The sequence below is a fragment of the Paenibacillus sp. VTT E-133291 genome (assembly GCF_002264395.1).
In the GTDB taxonomy this organism is placed as follows: Bacteria; Bacillota; Bacilli; order Paenibacillales; family Paenibacillaceae; genus Paenibacillus_AQ; species Paenibacillus_AQ nitricinens.
This window is the reverse complement of the sequence record NZ_NFVA01000006.1, coordinates 89,178-109,288: the sequence shown is the minus strand read 5'-3', so window position 1 is coordinate 109,288 and position 20,111 is coordinate 89,178. Positions and strand designations below refer to the sequence as shown.

Below are 20,111 nucleotides of genomic sequence, written 5' to 3'. Positions count from 1 at the left end.
TAGAGAGGAGAGTTACCATGACAGATCCTCTATTAGGAAAACATGCATCCACCACTGCTCAATCCTATCCAACTCTTTGGGGAAACCGGAGATTTATGCTGCTACTCAGCTCGTATTCCATTTCCTTGTTTGGAAATACCTTTCACAGCATTGCTTTAAGTTTATGGGTACTTCAGACCACCGGAAGCGCTAAAATGATTGCCATTATTACGATAATCAATTTATTGCTCAGTTCTTTCCTCGGATCGATAGGAGGCACACTCGCAGATCGGATCAATCGCAGAACCATTATGTTAATCACTGATTTGATAAGCTGCGGTCTAGCAGTTACGCTTGCTTTGGCCATTTCCATGTCTTCTACATCATTCATTATCGTGGCCATATTAACGGGACTTACGACAGTCTCAGCATTATTCCAATCCCCTGCGTATCAAGCTTCAATTACCACTGTAGTTGGAAAAGAACATGTACAAAAAGCAGTCGGGATTCTGAACCTGTCAGAGAATGTCTTTCGGACGATTGGGTATTCCGCTGGAGGTATTTTTGTAGCGAGTTTTGGAGCGGCAGATGCCATATTATTTGATGGAGCTACATTTTTCGTTTCCTTTCTACTAGTTCTTACTGTCCGCTCCCTTCCACTCCCAAACCGAGTGAATACCGGACCTAAAGAAGAAAGAAAATTTACACAGGATCTTGCGGATGGCGTTCGTTATATTTGGAGATACCCCTTCGCCCGGGCAATAATCATAATGCTTCCTACGCTCACTTTGTTCTTTATGCCTTCACTGATGCTAACGCAAGTTATGGCCGTCAAAGTATGGAATTCTAGTCCCTTTCAGTTTGGACTCATGGAAGCCTGCATTCCTCTAGGTTATATGATTGGTTCCAGCATGATCTTGTTTCTCGGCTCCAAATTAAAGAATCGCGGCTTCTTTATCATGACTGGACTGCTGTGTCTGGGTCCCCTGTACCTCCTATTATCATTCGTCACTACTGCTACCTTAGCCATTCCCATCATTCTTCTAATTGGCTTTATGTTCTCATTCTGTACATTGCTGATAAATACCATCCTCAGACTGGAAGTTTCGGAGGATATACAAGGTAGAGTCTTCGGTGTACTTGGCTCCATTATGAGTGTAGCACCCTCACTTGGTCTTACAGCTGTTTCATTCCTGTCCGATCACTTCAGCCCAGCCCCTGTCATGGGTTCCATCGGAGTCCTGCTACTACTGTTTGCTTTATTAACCTTGACCAAGTTAAAGGTGATTCGTAATTATAAGTAATTTTAGAACATATCTTATGACCGTTATCGCCCGTTTTCCCTAATAACGCGTCTATTATGAAGCTCGATCAGTAATTGAACAACTATAATGATCAATAAGAAGATTCCCACGACACCTGTTAAAAATGGATAAATTAGAGGGAAAAATACACTTGGATAACTTTTAGTAATATCCGAATAGTAGCCCATACCCATAAGTGATGTACCCGAGAACTCGATCAGCTTCACTCCTAGATGATTGTTACTTCTTTGAGCATAACTCAGCACCTTTTCTTCTATACTGCCATCATGTGAGATCGTTATTATTTTCCATTTTCTCTTTTCCATCGGCTGACTATCATCTGTAAGTCTTTGGACTATACTTATTTCTTTCTCATCAGTCTTTCGATCCTTTACAGTAAGGATATCTATCCATGAAAAATATCTGCTTCCTCTTTCTCGATTAGATAGCCATATTTCATCAGCGGTTGAGATTTTTTGACCATTTAATAAAAACTGAACTTTCACAATATCTCCAGGCGGGACATTCTCCTCTTCATCCCAAAGTGTCAATTCTGCTTTCCTGCCTGTATTTTCTTCCTCAATCTTAATATGCTTATCATCAACCGTTAGTTCTTGAACGTTTAACGTGTTATATCCTTTTTCAGCATGGTTGATCTCATAACGCTGATTGATTTGATCTGAAATCATATACTCACGGATATAGTTGAACAATGGGCTGAAAGAAATCGCTAAGAAGAACAATGAAATTGTCGATAAAACAATCTTTTTGTTCATAACGAACCCTTGGGAGTAATCGCCAGCTTAAAATTTTGCCTTGAGCCACCTTCAGGACCCTCCGGTTCCTTATCCTGCAGAGGAACAAAACCAAACTTCTGATAAAATCTTCTAGCAGGTTGCCCCTCTGGATGATCCTCACCAAATGTAGTAACGAATATCTCTGCTGGGGTTTCGATACTTTCGAGAATATAGTTAAGAAGGGCTGTCGCGACTCCTTTATTTCTCTCTATGGCTGAAACAGATAACCACCCAATCTTGTAATTAGGGGCTTTGGATGAAGAGAGTAACACAGCTCCTAGTAATCTTGAACCTGGCGAACCATTGTTTTCTCGTACACAAAAAGCGCTTTGTCGAGTGATATTTTTTTCTAACGCTAGAGTGAAATCCGGATCTTCTACCATCGGTCCAAAAAGGGTCTCCACCTCTGCCGCCAGGTCCAGCCATCCTCTTATATCCTCCATAGTAGCGTTTACTACAACCATATATAAGTTCTCCTTTAATATACTTAGTTACACCCCGCCGTCATGATCGCGGTATGCCTTAATAAGCGTACAAAAAGCATCTTTGCTTACACTTCCCGATTCAAAGCCTGACCAATATCCCTTTCCTATACAATCAGAATCCCAATTTAAACAACCACGTCGACAACTTCTCTTCCCGCTCTTTTAAGTCCCCATTTATGTGATTGAATTTTCCAAGCCAGTGCTCAGCAGCTATGCTGCCATCCAGCATATACAGAACCCGTTCTGCCTGAGCAGCGACTTTCGCATCATGCGTAGCCAGCACAATCGTTGTACCCGCCTGATTAATATCTATTAAGATCTCCATAATTTCACTAGCAGCTTTAGAGTTCAGTGCACCTGTTGGCTCATCACCAAAGAGAATATCAGGCTCATTGATGATAGACCTGCAGATTGCTGCTCTTTGCAGTTGTCCACCCGACACTTGTGTAATATCCCGTTCAGCTAGCGCGGAGATTCCGGTTTTTTTCATTAGATCAGCGGCTCTGTTATTGATGATTCTACGACTAACGATTTTAGCTCGATAAGCGGATAAGATGATATTGTCCCGAATCGTCAGATTTTTTAAAAGATGCATCTGCTGAAAAATAAACCCCATTTGATGTAGACGCAGTTCAGCTAATTCACTCTCAGAAAGACCACTGATGTCCTGCCCTTTAAAAACAACACTTCCTGAAGTCATCCGGTCCATACCGCTGATCGTATAGAGCAATGTTGATTTCCCTGAGCCAGAAGGTCCCATTAAAGCTACGAATTCACCCTTTGATACCTGTAGATGAACATCTTTTAATACCGTCTGTAGGGTTCCTTGCCCGGTTACAAACGTTTTATTTAACCCCTTCGTCTCTAATATGAACATACTACCACCTCACCCTCATTCGACAATCAGTTTAGATAAATTGGATTTCTTCATCGATATCGTGCTTACTACGGTTGTGAGTGCTACAATGAGCATGAAAAAAAGAGGGAGAACAAGATAAGCTACCACCGGATTAACTACAAACTGTATTTTGGATGCTCCCATAAAAGATCCGAGTAATTGAGTGAATTTTTGACCGATGGTATTAGCTGCAAAGGTTCCTAGAATGATTCCGAAGCCCGAAACCAGTAGTAGCCTTACCTGATATTGCTTTCGAATATCTTCTAACGTAAAGCCAATGCTTCTCAAAATTGCAATTTGCGAGACGTCCTTCGCTAGCAGCATTTTTAGAAATAAAGCTGTAATCAATACTGAAATTGATATCGAGATGGCAATGGATAAGCCAGTGACCAGCTTTAATTGGCGAATCGTATTCCCGAGCGTCTGAGATAAATAGCTTTCTAGAGGAGTAACTTTGGCTGGATAAAATAACTTTGCATATTGATCCATTTTCTCCTGAACTGAAACATTCGGATTCACATCTAAAGCTACGATATACCATAGCACGGACTTCGGGTCATAAGGTAATCGGGCTTTTGCAGTTCGGCCTCCATTCGTTATATCTTGGTAGATCCCGCTAACCTTCAATTTTTTCGAAGTGCCGTCAACCTCCAAAAGAACGCTATCCCCTACCCTTTTATTCCATTCCTTGGCATTCAAATCAGAAAGGGCAATCTCTTCCCTACTTTCAGGGGTTCCTCCGTTTACATAGGTGAGCGGAAAAATAGAGAAATCTCCTGTTTCAACATTGATATTCTCCCATACGCCATCGCTGCTTAGCACTTTAAATCGAGAAGTAATTAATGGTGAGAACTTAGCTATATCGGAGTCCTTGTTTAGCGTTGTTATCAGTTCATTAAATCGCTTGTCTATTTGATCAGATTGCTGTAGATCTATTCTCATATCACTCTGACCTACACCCATATAAGAAATAAACCGAGGGGACTGAAGGGTATTCAATATATTCACTGGCACAAGAATGATAAACAGACAGATCACAAATACGAAGAATAACAATCCGAACATGGTGAAGCGTCCATAAACATCCTTTAGGCCAAGAAAAACATTCACATTTATATGCCTGCGCTTACTCAGCACTATTCTTCTTTTATTGCCTTTCAACTCTCCCACAGTCCCTGACCTTAAAGCCTCTACTACGGTTAAACGATTAAACCTTCTAAGAATAACGCTGCAAAAGAACACAATCATCCAGAAAATTAGACCGACCGCTAAGACTGGAACAATAGGCTGAAGGATCGTTTTCGGAGCAGTCCCCAAGTACAATGTGATATTCGCTGTAAACAATCGCACCACACCCAAAGATAATAAATATCCTAGCAGTGAAGCGCATGCTGCCATCACCATATATTTTGCCAAATAGATCCTTCTAATATCTCGCTGCGAGATCCCAATGGCTTTCATGACGCCAATCTTTCTATAATCCTCTTCTAAGGTCGCGATCATCGTAAACCTTAAAGATAAGGTGGCAATAATCATAAGAAGGATACTTACTAAAATAATGACAACTGCAATAATCCCATCTGTCAGCGCATTCAGCGTCTTAAACAAAGGATAGTCTATCATGGGTCCTTTACCGGGCATATCTGAGGATTGATAGGCATTCCGGAACTCGCTAAGTCTACTTAAATCGGTGATTTGAAATTCAATTAGGTACTCAACTTCTCCATGGTTCTTCTTAAGTACATTATAATCCGTGTCATTTACGACAAAGCGCTTAGAGCTAACAATAGCTGGATTCATTTGGATGTCTCGAACAAAATCCGTAACAATAAATTTTTGATCTAACTGTCCATTAGAAAGGGTAACCTGATCACCTATGTTCAGATCATTCTGCTTCATATAATAAATAGGAACTGCGATTTCTCCTTCAGATACCTTAATCACTTGATTCTCTAAATTCAGCAGCAAATCAAATGAGGGGTTCTGCTTAACAAAACCTATATCCATTACGCTGTTCTCTTCCGACTTATTGCTGTTCCCCAAGACAATCTTCGAGCCATCTATCCTTAGCATTTCTACGGTCTGTTGATTCTTAACAAGTGGATTTGTAGCGGCGAATTTTTGAATAGCTGCGTGATCTATTGGACCAGCATGCATTTGAACAAAATGGGGAGCTTTTGATTTATCCAGCAGATGACTTAAAGAACCGTATAATTCCATAATGACTTGAGAAGCACAAGCAGCAAGCAACGCCGATAACATCATAAAAATAAATAAAACAATCGTTATGATTTTATTTCTTTGAAAATCTTTTTTCACAATTTGTAGCAGCATTGCCAATCTCTCCCCTGCGTCTCATTCATCCTCCCTGCTCGGACCTTACTCAAACATTTGCGCTACGTAGGAAAAGCTTCCCTTTTCAGCTCCTAACATAGTCTCCATAATATAAATAAAGCTCTGAATTTTGAGAATAATCTCTTCCGGTTGCCACTTGAAAATCCCTTCATCCAATAAAAATTGTGAGGCTACCAACAGAAATTCCATCGTTTCTTTAGGATAAGGACAGTGGAACAAGCTCTCCTCGATTCCCTGCTCAATCACCTCTGTCAACACAGGGGTCAGCTTCAAAATCGTTTCAACCAAGCTTTTCTGATGAATTAGTGCATTCTCAGCTTGATGAAACTGTTCAATCATCTGACCTTTTCTCTCCGAATCAGGTTTCTGCGCCATTATGATTTGTAGTAGCTTTTCATGCACGGAGAGTTTTGCATCTGCAGCAATGATCTTGGCAGCGTCCACCCCAGCATCAATGAATCGCGTGACCACCGCATCCATAACTTCCTCCTTCGACTTGAAATAATAATAGAATGTACCTTTGGCAATCCCAATCTCCTGCAAGATGTCATTCACTGTAGTTCTCGCATAACCCTTAGTAAAAAAAAGCATTTCTGCCTTATCTAATATTTCATTTCTGCGTTCTTCCGCTTCTTTGGAAATTCTCATTTATTCTGAGTCCCCCTTTTTATAGACCGACCGTCGGTCTATCCCAATTATATACATTTAATACATCATGTCAATGATGTTCCAGCAAATTGGACGAAAGAAAAAAGGTAACCTCCAAAGGATGAGGTTACCTTAATGTGCAGTCAGCATAATCAGGAGACATTTTTGCGCTTTAGAATATGATACACATTGCTGAACATGCCGGACAGGATTCCAGCAATTGGGAATACAGCCCAGTTAACGTCCCAGCGCCCATAGACAAAGCCCGTAAACAGGAAAATTGCCGTCGCCAACGGCCACAAAACAGCCCCAACAACTCCAACAAATCGGTTCTCTTCCTGCTTCTCTGCAGTGATGTTCGGCTCCTCCAGCAATTTCGTATAAGTTCCCTGAATATTCCCGTAATAAATGAACAGAAACACCGCCACAGCCGCAATAAACAGAAAAGCAGCAACTCCATATGGAGCATAGTCATCGTTGACATACGAAGTTGCGAAGATAAAGGTAGGTGACAGCACACAAAGACAGACACCCACAATCAAAGCCAGGCGATAAGTCGGAGCATAAAGGGCTTGACTGCGCTGAAGCGCCGTTTTGAGCGCATAAGGTAGCTGAAAGCCTTGTTCTAGACTTTCGAAGCGCTCGAGTTTCATGCCGCTATGAATGAACATCCCAACGGCCACAGCGACCAGCACGAACATTCCGACCATCCCCAGCATCGAACCTTTATCAGCCATATCAGCATTATTTTCAAACAATGTACTAAGAGTAATCAATAGCGCCACCCCGCATGCGCAGAGAAAAACACCGAGACCGGTCCATAATCCAGAGCTACGTTTGGCAGCCGCATAAGCATAAACCTCTTCTTCACTAAGTATGGGCACAGTCTTTTCCTGTCCGGCTGGATGGATGCCTAGCTCAGCAGTCAGCTCCTCAATATTTCCGAATTCCGAAATAACGATACCGATCGCCTCATTCTCAGACTTGCCCTCCCGCTTCAGCTCCAGGTACTTATCTTCCATCCCGGACAGCAGCTCCTGCTTCAAATGCTCCAGTTCCGAAGTCTTTGGCAGACTAGCAAACATATTATCCAGATATACTATGATCGTCTCCATGCACTATCACCACTCCTTGATAAATTGGTTTACAACTTCCTGCGTAATCTTCCATTCCTCACATTTTTCTCGGTAATAGGCGAGACCCAGCGGGGTAATCCGGTAATATGTGCGCCGCTTGCCAAGACTCTCATCCAGATAAAAGGATTCAATGTATCCGTTCTTCTCCAGCCGGGTAAAGGCGGAATACAGCGTTGTCTCCTTCATGACATACTTCTCCTGAGTCAGCTGCCTGATATTCTTGGAAATCTCGTACCCGTAGGATTCCCCATCGAGCAGCATGTAGAGGATCATCGTATCGTTGTAACCACGTATAACATCACTGCTGATCAAAAATGGTACCCCCTATGATTACTTCATCTGTCGTAGTAGTTGCAGTATACCATAATTACTACGACAGATGAAGTAGTTACGTAAAAATAGGTAAAAAAATCTAAAAAGCATAAAAAAAGAGAATTGCTCTATGTGAGCAACTCTCCTCAAATCAGTTAGTCTCTTGAATTTTCAAACATCTGATCAATCTTCTCTTTCGCACCTTCCCAGGAGGTCAATAATGGAAATCCATATTGTTCACGGGCTCTCAAATTCCATGGATGCGGAATACAGAGTACTTTCTTTCCGTCCTGTAAAGCAGGAACCAAGTTGTGAACCCCGTCATCGATCAGAAGATCATAATTAATAAGATTCTTTCGTTTGCAAGGGAAGAAATTTTCAATGGGAATAAACGGCATATGCTTCTGAAGCCAGTTCCATTTTTCAACAACTGCATTGGGCTGGGCCGCGGTAACAATAATAACATCATATGCATTGTGTAGCTTCTCCATTTCACCTACAACATGCTCGTCGAATAATTCAAGCTCCTCATATAAACCAGGCCGCCCATAGAATACATCTTGTGTACAATCTGGATGACGTAAATGATCCGTATTCCAATCAAGCATCTCCTCGTACTTCAGTACATGAGTGGGGAAATCATTGTTGTTATGGTATATAGCTCGTTTGACTAGATGGCATATCGTGTCATCCATATCAACTGCAATTATAGGCTTTCTCATCTGTGTCCCCCATATGTTTTTTTATATTACTATTTAAGTATACACAATATAATTACTGTTTTCGTCTTGAGTTAGTTAAATTTCTGTCTAATGTTTTTTAAACGCCTCTACACAGCTTTGACAGATACAGGCTTTACCACTCAGTTCCAAAGGTACCCTTTCTAGTAGTTCTGCAGGAATTTCCGTATGAAAACACCAACAATCACCATTATTAGCACCACAATGATTTAATTCTTTACATAAAGGGCAATACCGTTGTTCGACTTGTTTATTCTTTATTTCCAAAGATTATACTCCCCCATACGATTAAACATTTTACTTCTATTTATTTACTTTTCTTTTCCTTGAAATTCAAACACTTTCGTCATAACCACTTCTGAACATACCAAGTCTAGCCTAACTATGGTTAGTATTATTCAATAAAGTAATTTCATATTTTTCCCCATCCATTTATTCCTTCTATAGATCTTTGCAATACCTCTATACTTTCCTGAAGAAAGGCCTTATTGTTCTCGATCCCTCTGGTTTTACACCAAACTACCGCACTAAAAGCATCATAAAAACTATAAAACGGTATTATAGCTTCCAGATCAAGTAAAGGACGAACCGATTCGTAGCCTTGCACATAAGGGAGCCGTGTTAGCGGGTTCACTTCCCAGACGTATCGGTTTATTTTTGTGAAATCAATTCCAGTGGAACCACCACGAGCGCTCTCGTAATCAATTATACCAACGACCCGATTATCTTTTATTAATATATTGCCTGGTCGAAAATCCATATGAACAACCCTAGGCCCATCCGGTTCAGGTAACGCCGAATATACGCTATCAAAGTGAGTAATACATTTCTCAAATAAATCAGGATGAAGGACCTCCTTACAAGGTTCTTTCCACTTTTCAAAATTATTTTTCAGGTATAATCTCCAGCTATTGTTCTCTACTGTCTGAAAACCATCGGATCCATAACATCCATACGCTGGCATGGAAACTTCATGAAGCATGGCATGATAATTACCGATTTGAAACGCCAGACTCTGATCAAGGTTACTCGTACAAGGCCCCCCATCTATAGCGGAGAGAAGCAATGCACCGACACTCCTATCATCACCGTCCCAGAAATCCAATACTTTTGGAACGGGTATAACACCCTTTAGTCTTTCAAGCATCTCAAATTCACGAACTAGTTTATCCCTGTTGTATGGAATTTTCACGTATACGTTGTCTAGGTTAAAAAGAGTAAGTTTATACACTTCAGAACTGAACGAATCAGGAACAGACTCTATATTCAGAACACTCAGCTTAAAAATTTCAATTAATTTATGTATGGATTCCATACGACTACCTCCAGTCTCAAGGGAAAGCTGCTCTGTTCACGGTTGTGAACTCCCTATTCTTGCATTAAGATAGTGAACATTAGGAGTTTCTAAGGAACTCAACCGGGAGATTTGAACAGATGAAATTTAAGAATCAAAGCGGTTCAGGTATCATTCATAGTGATCTGCTCGCTACCCAAGAGCTTGTATATAACCCGTGCAATCTTGATTGCTCTGACCTCATTCATGAACCACACAATGCTGATTATGGGGCGTATATATTTAATTTAAACGCACTATCCATTAGATTTCGTGTTGCAAAAATCACACCTACAAAGATCGGGCAGTTTGTCACGTTATGGGAGAGAATTGGAGATGGCCCCATCCAGCCCTATGATATATCAGATACTGCTGATCTCTTCGTTATAAGTACGCGCAATGAGAATCACTTTGGTCAATTTGTATTTCCAAAAGCTGTGCTAGGTAAACAAGATATATTATCCAATAAAGGTGACGGTGGCAAAAGAGCACTACGAGTGTACCCGCCATGGGATCATCCCACGAGTCGTCAAGCTCAAAAAACACAAAAATGGCAGTTGGAATATTTCCTAGAAATACCGGTAATTCAGCCAGCAGACTTTCTTCGTGCGCAAACACTTTACGGTTTTTCAGTAAATCGAACAGTCTGACCTATGTCCTCCACATGTTTTATATCCGCCCATAAAATAAAATAATTGTAGAAGGAATCTCCTATTTTTACCGCTTCTGGATATTTCAAAATAATAGCAGCCTGATGATTCCATTCCTCTTGCTGATCAGCAGAAGGCACAATCAATCGTGCTTTCTCTTCCACTTTTAGCCCCTCTAGTGTCAGTTCAATAATTTGTGGATCGGAGCCATAAGGCTTCAGTTGATGAAATGCATCCATGTTTGCTACTTCATCGATGGATACCCCCTCTCCAGAAATAGCGGATAATTGAAAAAATCCGTCGTGCCCCTGATACCTCTCATCATATTCTGGATTCACTACCCACTCGGAGGGATACTTCAAAGTGACCTTATACTCTTTTGAAATATATGTTGACACCCCCGATGGCTTGACCAGCATTCCGATTCCAGTACTTACTAATGCAACAAGCGCTATAAACAGGACCCCTAGCCACCATCTTTTATACGTTGACGTTTTCACATTATCCTCCTATTAGTTGACATGCACAGCATCAGGAAATAAGATATAAGTAAACATATGAGCAATCATTCATATGTATTAGTGAGGGGGTAATTCCAATGAGTAATCTAAAAAATATCCTATCCCTAATTCTTTTCTCCATATTCCTTATATCTTACCTTTTGAAGCTCGTTATACTTTACAAGAAGAATCATATTAAAGGAAACGTATTAGCTAAAGGAAAAAAACGATCTATAATCCATTATACCGAGCTGTTCGTTAAGACTACTACTTTTGTGTGGGGAGCAGCGTGGTTTACGTTTTCCTTAGCGGAGTCATACATAGTTACACTAGTAGGAGAACATTTTAATCATCCGGTGATTCACTTTATCGGTGTTGGTGTAGTAACGCTCGGATGTTCCATTTTCATACAAGCAATGATTGCCATGCGTACTTCGTGGAGAGTTGGGATTGATAAGTCTACTGTAACAAAGCTCATCACGCACGGTATATATAAATTTAGTAGAAATGCCGCATTTCTCGGTTTTGATCTCATGTTTCTTGGATTGTATCTTATGTATCCAAATTCATTAACACTAATTATATTCTTTCTTAACATTATAGCCATCCATTTACTTATTCTTCAGGAAGAGCAGCATTTAAAATCTGTATTCGGAGATGAATATATTCAATATTGTAATAATACACCTAGATATATTTTATTTTGAAATCTTACCTACTGTAAATCCTATGCGTTCAAGCACGCTACAATTTACATTTTTTACAATATCCGAAAACATTCTCTTAATGTAATTACTATAGTATGAGGTTGTAGACATACATTAGGAGGGAAATTATGAAATCACCGAAAAAGTACGGCGTGAAGACGGCAATTGTAGCCACTGCAGCAACTGCACTCTTCGTTTCCAACGTAATCACTACACAAGCACCAAATCAGGCCACTGCAGCTTCATCTAACACAAGAAATGTGATTCTGTTTGTCGGTGACGGAATGGGTACTGCCCAGCGCAATGCCATCCGCCTAGCTACAGTAGGTGAAAAAGGTAATCTAGCGATGGATTCTATGCCATATGCTGGACTAATTCATACAAGCTCCACTGTCCCTGTTACAGATTCAGCTGCTTCAGCCACAGCCTATGCCAGCGGAGTCAAGACTTATAACGGAGCCATCGGGATGGATGCAGATAAAAAGTCCGTCCAAACCATTATGGAATATGCAAAATCAGCAGGGAAATCTACAGGCGTTGTAACTACCAGCCAAATTACTGATGCTACAGGCGCTGCCTTCGGTGCACATGTCGAAGATCGCTCCAAACAAAGTGACATCGCTCTGCAGCTTCTGACCAAGAGCAAAGTTGACGTTCTTCTCGGTGGAGGCGAAGACTTCTGGTATCCTGCTGGGAATCCAGGTAAGTTCGCAGATGAGCCAGCTGAAGATCCTTCAGAGAAAAGCAAAGGTACGCAAGGTAACCTTGTAGACAAAGCTAAGCAGCTTGGATACTCCTACGTAACGAATAAAACAGATATGCAAAAGGCGAAAAACGGCAAGCTTCTCGGATTATTTGCAAATGAGGAAATGTTCCAGCAGAAGCCAGAGGGTGAAGGAGATATCTACAACCCGGTTGTATCCCTGCCTGAAATGACAAAAAAAGCGATAGACACGCTTGCAGCAAATAAAAACGGATTTTTCCTGATGGTTGAAGAAGAGGGTACCGACGAATTTGCACACCAAAACAATGCCAAGATGACGATTAAAGCGGGGCAAGAGTTAGATAAGTCCGTGCAGGTTGCCAAAGATTTTGCTAAAAAGAATCCGGATACCCTTGTCCTTGTTCTCGCCGACCATGAAACAGGTGGATTCTCTATTGAAGCCGTAGACGCTGAAGATGAATCAGGTGATGGCATTTCCAAAGAAGATGGTCCGTTTGCCATCGCTAACTCCAAACAGAATTTCGTTGTAGACTGGACGACTTCAGGTCATACAGCAGTGGATATTCCAATTACGGCCATGGGCAAAAACGCTCAGTTGTTTACAGGAGTATACGAAAACACTGAAGTATTCACTAAGGTTGCGCAAGCCATGGGCATAAAAGTGAAATAAAAAGATCGAACAACATAAAAGACTAGCCAGATTTTCTGGTTAGTCTTTTTGATTGATGAATCGCAATCCCGGGTTCTCCCTTATACACTATGATGATCTCCATAATTACTTAGCATCTGTTCGAATAACAAACGTGATTTCCTTAGTCTGGTCTAGCCACTCGCCTGTTAATCGAAATCCCCTTAAAGTTTCCCCTGATTCATAATCCTTACTATCTGAACTAAGAAAAGCCGCCATATTCGAATCAAGCTTAAAAGTAGCTGTCTTATCCGCCCATTCAACATTTACCGGCTCTGCTGTTTCTTTTTTATACTTAAAAGTACCATCATCTTTCAAAATATAATCTGTCAATTTGTAGCTGTTTGGGGCTGTATTGCTAAATTCGATTTCTATGATTTCTCCAAGCTTCACATAAGGAATTGAAACACCCGGTTCAGCTATAAGGCTTTGAAAGGATGCATTAACTTTTTCTGAATTAGTGTTCCTTTCAAGTGGCTTTAAGTCAGATTGAATGAATCTCCCGTTGGATGTAACCGTTACTTCCTTAATTACAGAATCACTTGCCTGTTCTTGATCGCAGGCTGAAAAAATAAACAGGAGCATAAGACCAACGGTTAATAAGTATACTTTTCTCAAGGAAAACCCCCTTCTTGATTAATTAAAACCACAATAAAAATAATGATCCCAACAATTAGTGGAAAACCTAAAGATAGACTTCTCGGCGAGATGAGTATAGAAGATATCTGTAATACGGATCAATGCCTATCGAGGGAGTCCAGCTTATGGGAAAGCTCACGGATTAACTCTATCTCATGTAATACCATACTACGGGTATAAAAATATAGCTCTTCAGAGTAGTCCAAATCTTCACCGTTCCCAACCACTAAGGATAACTGTTGTAAATGTTCCAGCTTTTCTTTCATGTAAGTCTCTCTGAAATCAAGTAATCTTCGGCGGGCCTCCAGATCCAGCAGCTCATAATAAGCAAGGCGAATAGACCATTCATTATCAATACGAATAGTCTCCAGTGAAAATTCGTTCAAGCAGATATGAAACCTCTCCTCACCCTCTGCTGTGATCGAATATACATACCGTTTGGGGCGGTTTTCCTGCATTTCCGTTTTTTTAATCACCCAACCTCGCTTTTCAAACAATTTCAGCTTCGGATACAGCGAATTATTATTAACGATTTTATCGTTACTCATTACGAAAATGATATTTTTTTTAATCTCATAACCATGTTTTGACCCTTTCATTAATTGAGCCAGAATCAAGACTTCAATATCCATGTTCATCCTCCGAACTACCGGACTGCATTTCCGGCTATTTTCTTATCTTACCTCAAGGACTGCCTCTATGCCAAATACTTAGTGATTTTATGCACATACTTTTATCGTTTCATTCGATAATATAGGTTAAAATAACCTATATTATTTTAACCTATATATTGAGAGGGTGTTATAGCATGGAATTCGCACATTTGTTCAGCAAAGGTATGATAGGAAATATGGAGCTCAAGAACCGGGTCATTTTGCCTGCCATGGGCACAAAAATGAACGCTCCTGGTGGTTATGTCGGCGAGCGCTTGATTGATTACCATGTAGCACGCGCAAAAGGCGGTAACGGCTTAAATACAGTTGAAGTAACCACCATTCACCCAACGGCTGCTTCTGAGGATGCTCCAGCTATTTATGATGATAAATTCATTCCTGGTATGACCCGGTTAGCTCAAGCTATTCATGATGCAGGCGGCAAAAGCTGTCTTCAGTTATGGCATGGAGGGAAAGTAACGCCCAACCTGATTCAAGTCTCCTCCTCCCCTGTTCCTTTCGAGGGTGTAACACAAATCCCCCGGGAGCTGGAGCATCACGAAGTCAGCGAGATGGTCCAAGCTTACGCCGATGCTGCTTTACGTGCAAAAATAGCTGGCTTTGACAGTGTGGAATTCCATGCCGGTCATGGTTACTTGCCGCAACAATTTCTAAGCCCAGCGATGAACTTCCGTCAGGATGAGTACGGTGGTTCCTGGGAGAATCGCTGCCGCTTTCCGCTCGCTTGTATTCGTGCCATTCGAGAAGCTGTTGGGCCTGGGTTCCCTATCTTGATGAGAATTTCTGCTATCGAGGATCTTCCCGGCGGACTTACACTGGATGAGATGAAGCTCTTCTCAAAGCTGGCTGAAAAAGCAGGTATTGATGCGATAAATGTATCGCGCGGAGTTCCAGCAGGCGCAGCTATTAAATATGAAGTCCCTCCAATCGATCTGCCCGTAGGTTTCAATGTAGATAACGCAGCACAAATTAAATCTGTGGTTAATATCCCAGTTATCGCCGTAGGACGTATTAATGATCCAGCTATTGCGGATCGAATTATTGCTGAAGGACTGGCTGATTTCGTAGCTATAGGGCGCGCTCAGCTGGCAGATCCTGAATTCTGTAACAAAGCATTAGCCGGACGTGCAGACACGATCGTTAAATGTGTAGGTTGTGATCAAGGCTGCTTTGATGGCTTCGTGAATCCGAAGGTGCCTTTCATCAGCTGTGTATTTAACCCTGCAACAGGACGTGAACGGGAATATGAATTGAAGCCAGCGGGCACACCCAAGAAAGTACTTATTGCCGGTGGTGGGCCAGCCGGATTAGAGGCGGCGGTTACACTGAAACGGCGTGGACATTCTCCCATTTTATGCGAGAAGAACGACATTCTTAGTGGACAGCTTTATATCGCTGGTGCCGCGCCACGTAAAGAAGAAATGGCCGCCGCTGCTCTGAATATGGGGGAAGCTGCTAAACGTGAAGGGGTGGAAATCCGAATGAATACGGAGGTCACTCCAGAACTTATCCAAGAAATTAGTCCGGATGAAGTCATTCTTGCGATCGGATCAGCCCCTACGATTCCTCCGATCGAAGGCGTTCTAAGTAGTCATGTAGTGAATTCACATGATGTATTATGGGGAACATGCCATCCTGAAGGTCGAGTCGTTATTATTGGAGGGGGATTGGTTGGTCTTGAGGTTGCTGAGCTATTGGTCGAACGCGGAAATCAAATCACTGTTGTAGAAATGCAAGCCGATGTAGCAAATGATCTGGGTATCCTTCGTAAAATCTGTGTAATGGAAAGCCTATATGGCCACGGCGTAACATTAATGACCAACAGCAAATGCAAGGCAATCCAAAAGAATAGCGTAATCGTTGAAAAAGATGGAGAGCTTCATAAACTGCCAGCCGATTATGTAGTAATCGCAGTTGGATCACATGCTCTAAACAAGCAAGTCCTTCAGGAATTTTTGGAGGAAAGCTCCATTCCTTATCATGTAATTGGGGATGCTGTGCAAGCTCGCAGAGCACTTAATGCAATTTGGGAGGGGGCAGAATTAGCTAGACGAATCTAGTTAAGAAAGGCTCTGACCGACTTATGGAAATAGCAAACCCGGCAGGTGACGCTTGGCGGGTTTCGTTTCTTATACAGCGCTATTTGAACCCCCTATCCAAGGATTACAAAATGAGGCTCTTGCAACGAATTAAGTGCATTGGAGTCCGATAACCTAAAAAATGAGCTTTTATGGGCAAATAATGATTATGTTGTCCGTTTCACGCTAAGATTGAGGATCGGCAGACCGATAAATGCAGCATATTTTTCAGCAGCTTTAAACACTGCTTCTTCAGCCTTCCTGAGCTCTCCAAAAGGATGAATGACCATTTCTATTCCTTTTTTCTTAATCGTACGTTTCCATGTACCCATAACTTGGCCACCTACAACAATCATCGGCAGGAAAACACCATTGTTTCCAGGGACAATTAAAGGAGCCTTCTCAGGCTCAAGTACAGCACTCCGGTCTTTATAACCAAGAATGTACTCATCATAACCCGGAAGTAAATAGACACCCGAGGAGTCTTCATCCGCACGAGCTAGTTGATCGGTAGACATCCAATACTCACTGCCATTTATATCCGCCGATTGAAGGTCATTTTTTACAGTTTCTAATCCTCGTCTAGCATCTGTAAGGGTTATGCCTGCCCACCAAGCAAAGTCCTGAACGGTCGCCCATCCACGGGCTGTAAAATACCGCAAGGCGAGTTCTTGCAACGATTTCTCATAAGATAGCTCTCGGCAATCTGGCACCCATTCCTCTAACAATACAATCGTTTGCTGTTTACCATTCATAGGACCAAAACAAATCAGTCCTTGATAGGCACTATTCCAGAGTATATGATAACCCCGCTGATTCCCTGTATGGATGCCTTCTTCTTCTATTAACTGAAGTAGGGCCGAACGATCCATTTGCTTCCCGCCCTTTAAAGCTTCCACTATAATTTTTCTACAGCGCTCCAGTGTTTGATCATCAAGTCCAAGCTCAGCCATTCGCCGCTTCGTTTGTGATGCTAAACGCGGTGCAGTGAGCTGTAGCATCCACTTTACATCTTCTGCTGGGATGAAATGAAGCGTACCCCGCAGCGTCCAAGTAAGAATAATCTTACGGTCAGCGATTGCACGCTCTATATCAGCTAATTTCGTAGCAGGAGAACGTAGTCCGATGGCCCAAACCGCCTGCATGTAGTCTTGCGCTTGCATAGCCCCCATTTTCTTCACGACCTGCTCTGGTGTGTGATGTAAAGAGCCTGCAATCATTTGACTATACAACCTGCTAATTGAAATAAGGCTATTCGTCACACTACTCCCCCTCTTCAGAAATGAACCCTTAAATAATATACTTCCAGTGATTAACAAAATGGATAAGTTCTTGCCCATGTCTATGTCGATATTGCATAGTGCAATAGATAGTCATATACAGGCTAACAGTGCCCTTCTTTTTAAAAGAACACCGCTGCTTCCAGTTAAGGCATCTGTGGTGTGATCACCTAATGTGTATAAACCTAGCTCCAACCCTTTATTCTCATCGACTCTATATTGTTCCATCCTGATTATGTCCTCTTTTCATGGTTATATTAGGTTCATTGGATAGGAGGAAGCTTCGATTCAATCTCTTCACGACGTTCTTCCAGAAAGGAAGGTAAGGTCAAATTCTCTCCTAGCGCGTCAAAAGTTTCATCAATCTCAAATCCTGGGCCATCTGTAGCAAGCTCAAAAAGAATATGGTTCGGATCCCGAAAATACAAGGAATGGAAGTAATAACGATTAATGACCCCTGTATTTTTAAAGCCTGCAGCAGTGATCTTGGAGGCCCATTCGGTTAGTTCTTCGACATCCTTCACTCTTATAGCCACATGATGGATGCTGCCTTTCCCTGGTCTCTCCCGATCTTTATCATTTACTTCTTTGACGTGGATCTCGGTGTATAAACCACCCTTCCCTGTTTCATATATATCTACCATCACTTTCGAATCCCCCATGGAGGGTACTGTCCGAACTTTTGTATAGCCCAAGATATCTTCCAAAACCGCCTTTGTGCGGCTAGTCTCACGTACAGTCAATACAACAGGACCTAACCCAACGATGGCATACTTTGGAGGGATGTCTTCTGTAATCCACGGCTCAACTAACTCGATACCGTTATCTTTTTCAGCCGATACTAAATGGATCGTCAATTCATCTCTATCATAAAAAGTAAGCGACTTATGTTCCCCGATACTTACAATCGCTTCATGAAGAACTTCAAAAGAATCTAATCGACTAGCCCAATACGACAAGGCTTCATCGCTAGGGACAAGAAGGGAGAAAGAGCTAATACTGTTCGTCCCTTTGCGGGTCTGACCTGCATTTGGCATTTCAAAGAAAGATACCTCAGTGCCAGGGGCGCCATTACGATTTCCATAAAATAGATGGTACATGGATGGATCATCTTGATTGACCGTTTTCTTTACAAGTCTCAATCCCAGTACCTCTGTGTAAAACCACAAGTTTTGTTTAGCGTTTTTAGTAATCATCGATACATGATGTTGTCCGTTTATTAGTTGTTGTTTCATTATAATAGCCTCCTAAATAAATATTGTATTTTAGTTTACTAGTATACTGACGAAGAAAAAAGTAAGCTTTATTATCAATAAAGCTTTTGCGTCACTACTGAACACCTCGCGGGAGTCGATTCTCATCTTGGCTATGGCGATGAATCTTTTTAAGCATGCTGTAAAACACTTTCTTCTCATCATCTGTCAGTGGATCGAATAACGAGGCTTGGAAATCCGATTGTAAGGGCAGTACCTTCTCAATAAGTGTTTGGCCCTTTTCCGTTAAAGTAATGTACTTCACTTTCCAATCCTGTTTGCGTTCAATCCATCCTTCCTTCTCTAATCTGCCAAGCATATGGGATACCCCACCTTTAGTAATGGTTAGATGCTCGGCAATTTCCATCTGTGTTACAGGCTGGTGTAATAATATTTGTACCAAGGTATCAAATTGATTAACGGTTAAGTTAAATTGCTTCAAGAATTCATTGGAAAGATCGTTACTATTCTCATATACCCTAACCAGCCGCAACCAGATCAATAAGCTTAGTTTGTTATCTTCAGTGAATCCATTGCTTCTCATTTGGTCACGTCCATCGTTTGTTTATTTGATTTGTTAATATGAGTATACTAGTAAACTGATGAGGAGTCAAGCTCAGTAGAAATCCTACACGCTTGCCAAATACCACTTCGGAATATAGGTTTGATCATCATCATACCACTCCAGAACTCTCCGCTCGGCTCAGCATATTAGCAACTTCTTCTTTCCCAAATGGAATCGCCCAATGGATGCTTGACAGCTGGTTGCTAGCAATAGATAGAGCCATCATTCTGAAGAACAAGTCCGGGACATTGTTATTAAAATACCCACCCCACCTCCCATGTAGAAGCATTCGGGATATCACTATAGAATGAAATTATTTCACAACCTCCTTTTTTAATTAGAGTATTTCACTCAAATATAATTTTT

The 20,111-nt window shown here is 41.5% G+C and carries 22 protein-coding genes and 1 pseudogene; 5 read left to right on the top strand and 18 right to left on the bottom strand.

Annotated elements, in window-relative coordinates; all coding sequences use genetic code 11:
* Positions 1–17 precede the first annotated feature (17 nt).
* Positions 18–1,283, top strand: coding sequence for an MFS transporter (locus CA598_RS04630; RefSeq protein ID WP_094875601.1), 1,266 nt, complete (start codon positions 18–20; stop codon positions 1,281–1,283).
* Between the two features lie 23 nt (positions 1,284–1,306).
* Here CA598_RS04630 and CA598_RS04625 read toward each other — a convergent pair whose 3' ends face one another.
* From CA598_RS04625 to CA598_RS04580, 10 genes are all read right to left on the bottom strand, one after another.
* Positions 1,307–2,059, bottom strand: a complete 753-nt coding sequence (locus tag CA598_RS04625; protein WP_094875600.1) for a hypothetical protein — start codon at positions 2,057–2,059, stop codon at positions 1,307–1,309.
* The gene (locus tag CA598_RS04620; RefSeq protein ID WP_094875598.1) at positions 2,056–2,544 is read right to left on the bottom strand and encodes a GNAT family N-acetyltransferase; all 489 of its coding nucleotides are present in this window, start codon (positions 2,542–2,544) and stop codon (positions 2,056–2,058) included. The genes CA598_RS04625 and CA598_RS04620 overlap by 4 nt, the downstream gene beginning before the upstream one ends.
* Before the next feature lie 133 nt (positions 2,545–2,677).
* Entirely contained in the window at positions 2,678–3,442 is a 765-nt protein-coding gene (locus tag CA598_RS04615) for an ABC transporter ATP-binding protein (RefSeq protein WP_094875597.1), read from the bottom strand.
* 15 nt (positions 3,443–3,457) lie between these two features.
* Entirely contained in the window at positions 3,458–5,797 is a 2,340-nt protein-coding gene (locus CA598_RS04610) for an FtsX-like permease family protein (RefSeq protein ID WP_094875595.1), read from the bottom strand.
* 45 nt (positions 5,798–5,842) lie between these two features.
* Entirely contained in the window at positions 5,843–6,466 is a 624-nt protein-coding gene (locus CA598_RS04605; RefSeq protein WP_094875594.1) for a TetR/AcrR family transcriptional regulator, read from the bottom strand.
* Between the two features lie 152 nt (positions 6,467–6,618).
* Entirely contained in the window at positions 6,619–7,581 is a 963-nt protein-coding gene (locus tag CA598_RS04600; RefSeq protein ID WP_094875592.1) for a permease prefix domain 1-containing protein, read from the bottom strand.
* 6 nt (positions 7,582–7,587) lie between these two features.
* Entirely contained in the window at positions 7,588–7,914 is a 327-nt protein-coding gene (locus CA598_RS04595; RefSeq protein ID WP_094873448.1) for a PadR family transcriptional regulator, read from the bottom strand.
* A gap of 155 nt (positions 7,915–8,069) precedes the next feature.
* Positions 8,070–8,636 (bottom strand): 5' nucleotidase, NT5C type, encoded by a 567-nt coding sequence (locus tag CA598_RS04590; protein WP_094873450.1) that lies wholly within the window; start codon positions 8,634–8,636, stop codon positions 8,070–8,072.
* Positions 8,637–8,723: 87 nt separating this feature from the next.
* Positions 8,724–8,921: a cysteine-rich CWC family protein gene (locus CA598_RS04585; RefSeq protein WP_256989992.1), complete on the bottom strand. Its 198-nt coding sequence runs from the start codon at positions 8,919–8,921 to the stop codon at positions 8,724–8,726.
* A 145-nt stretch (positions 8,922–9,066) separates the two neighbouring features.
* Positions 9,067–9,969, bottom strand: coding sequence for a phosphotransferase family protein (locus CA598_RS04580; RefSeq protein WP_094875590.1), 903 nt, complete (start codon positions 9,967–9,969; stop codon positions 9,067–9,069).
* Between the two features lie 119 nt (positions 9,970–10,088).
* Between CA598_RS04580 and CA598_RS04575 the strand changes: the two genes are divergently transcribed.
* Entirely contained in the window at positions 10,089–10,637 is a 549-nt protein-coding gene (locus CA598_RS04575; protein ID WP_094875588.1) for a MepB family protein, read from the top strand.
* Here the strand turns inward: CA598_RS04575 and CA598_RS04570 are convergent.
* Positions 10,607–11,137 carry a hypothetical protein gene (locus tag CA598_RS04570; protein ID WP_094875586.1) on the bottom strand — a complete coding sequence of 177 codons (531 nt, stop codon included), beginning with the start codon at positions 11,135–11,137 and terminating at the stop codon, positions 10,607–10,609. The genes CA598_RS04575 and CA598_RS04570 overlap by 31 nt on opposite strands.
* Positions 11,138–11,235: 98 nt before the next feature.
* Between CA598_RS04570 and CA598_RS04565 the strand changes: the two genes are divergently transcribed.
* Together CA598_RS04565 and CA598_RS04560 are read left to right on the top strand one after the other, a co-directional pair.
* Complete coding sequence (locus CA598_RS04565) at positions 11,236–11,844, top strand: methyltransferase family protein (protein WP_094875584.1); 609 nt, start codon at positions 11,236–11,238, stop codon at positions 11,842–11,844.
* 128 nt (positions 11,845–11,972) lie between these two features.
* The gene (locus CA598_RS04560; protein WP_094875583.1) at positions 11,973–13,238 is read left to right on the top strand and encodes an alkaline phosphatase; all 1,266 of its coding nucleotides are present in this window, start codon (positions 11,973–11,975) and stop codon (positions 13,236–13,238) included.
* A 105-nt stretch (positions 13,239–13,343) separates the two neighbouring features.
* On the opposite strand, the gene CA598_RS04555 is transcribed toward CA598_RS04560, so the two are convergent.
* Positions 13,344–13,874 carry a hypothetical protein gene (locus tag CA598_RS04555; protein WP_094875581.1) on the bottom strand — a complete coding sequence of 177 codons (531 nt, stop codon included), beginning with the start codon at positions 13,872–13,874 and terminating at the stop codon, positions 13,344–13,346.
* Between the two features lie 119 nt (positions 13,875–13,993).
* A complete protein-coding gene (locus CA598_RS04550) occupies positions 13,994–14,527 on the bottom strand; it encodes a PadR family transcriptional regulator (protein ID WP_179283584.1) in 534 nt (177 codons plus the stop codon).
* A 176-nt stretch (positions 14,528–14,703) separates the two neighbouring features.
* Here CA598_RS04550 and baiCD point away from each other — a divergent pair, with 176 nt between their 5' ends.
* Positions 14,704–16,629: a bile acid Fe-S flavoenzyme BaiCD gene (baiCD, locus tag CA598_RS04545; RefSeq protein ID WP_094875579.1), complete on the top strand. Its 1,926-nt coding sequence runs from the start codon at positions 14,704–14,706 to the stop codon at positions 16,627–16,629.
* 185 nt (positions 16,630–16,814) lie between these two features.
* Here baiCD and CA598_RS04540 read toward each other — a convergent pair whose 3' ends face one another.
* The 5 genes and pseudogenes from CA598_RS04540 to CA598_RS32865 all read right to left on the bottom strand — a co-directional run.
* Positions 16,815–17,909 (bottom strand): winged helix DNA-binding domain-containing protein, encoded by a 1,095-nt coding sequence (locus tag CA598_RS04540; RefSeq protein WP_094875577.1) that lies wholly within the window; start codon positions 17,907–17,909, stop codon positions 16,815–16,817.
* Between the two features lie 111 nt (positions 17,910–18,020).
* Positions 18,021–18,155 carry a hypothetical protein gene (locus CA598_RS32870; protein ID WP_256990356.1) on the bottom strand — a complete coding sequence of 45 codons (135 nt, stop codon included), beginning with the start codon at positions 18,153–18,155 and terminating at the stop codon, positions 18,021–18,023.
* Positions 18,156–18,190: 35 nt separating this feature from the next.
* A complete protein-coding gene (locus CA598_RS04535; protein ID WP_094873463.1) occupies positions 18,191–19,162 on the bottom strand; it encodes a ring-cleaving dioxygenase in 972 nt (323 codons plus the stop codon).
* A gap of 94 nt (positions 19,163–19,256) precedes the next feature.
* Positions 19,257–19,724: a MarR family winged helix-turn-helix transcriptional regulator gene (locus CA598_RS04530; RefSeq protein ID WP_094875575.1), complete on the bottom strand. Its 468-nt coding sequence runs from the start codon at positions 19,722–19,724 to the stop codon at positions 19,257–19,259.
* Positions 19,725–19,808: 84 nt separating this feature from the next.
* Positions 19,809–20,022: pseudogene (locus CA598_RS32865) on the bottom strand (phosphotransferase family protein); the annotation flags it as partial.
* Positions 20,023–20,111: the final 89 nt, after the last annotated feature.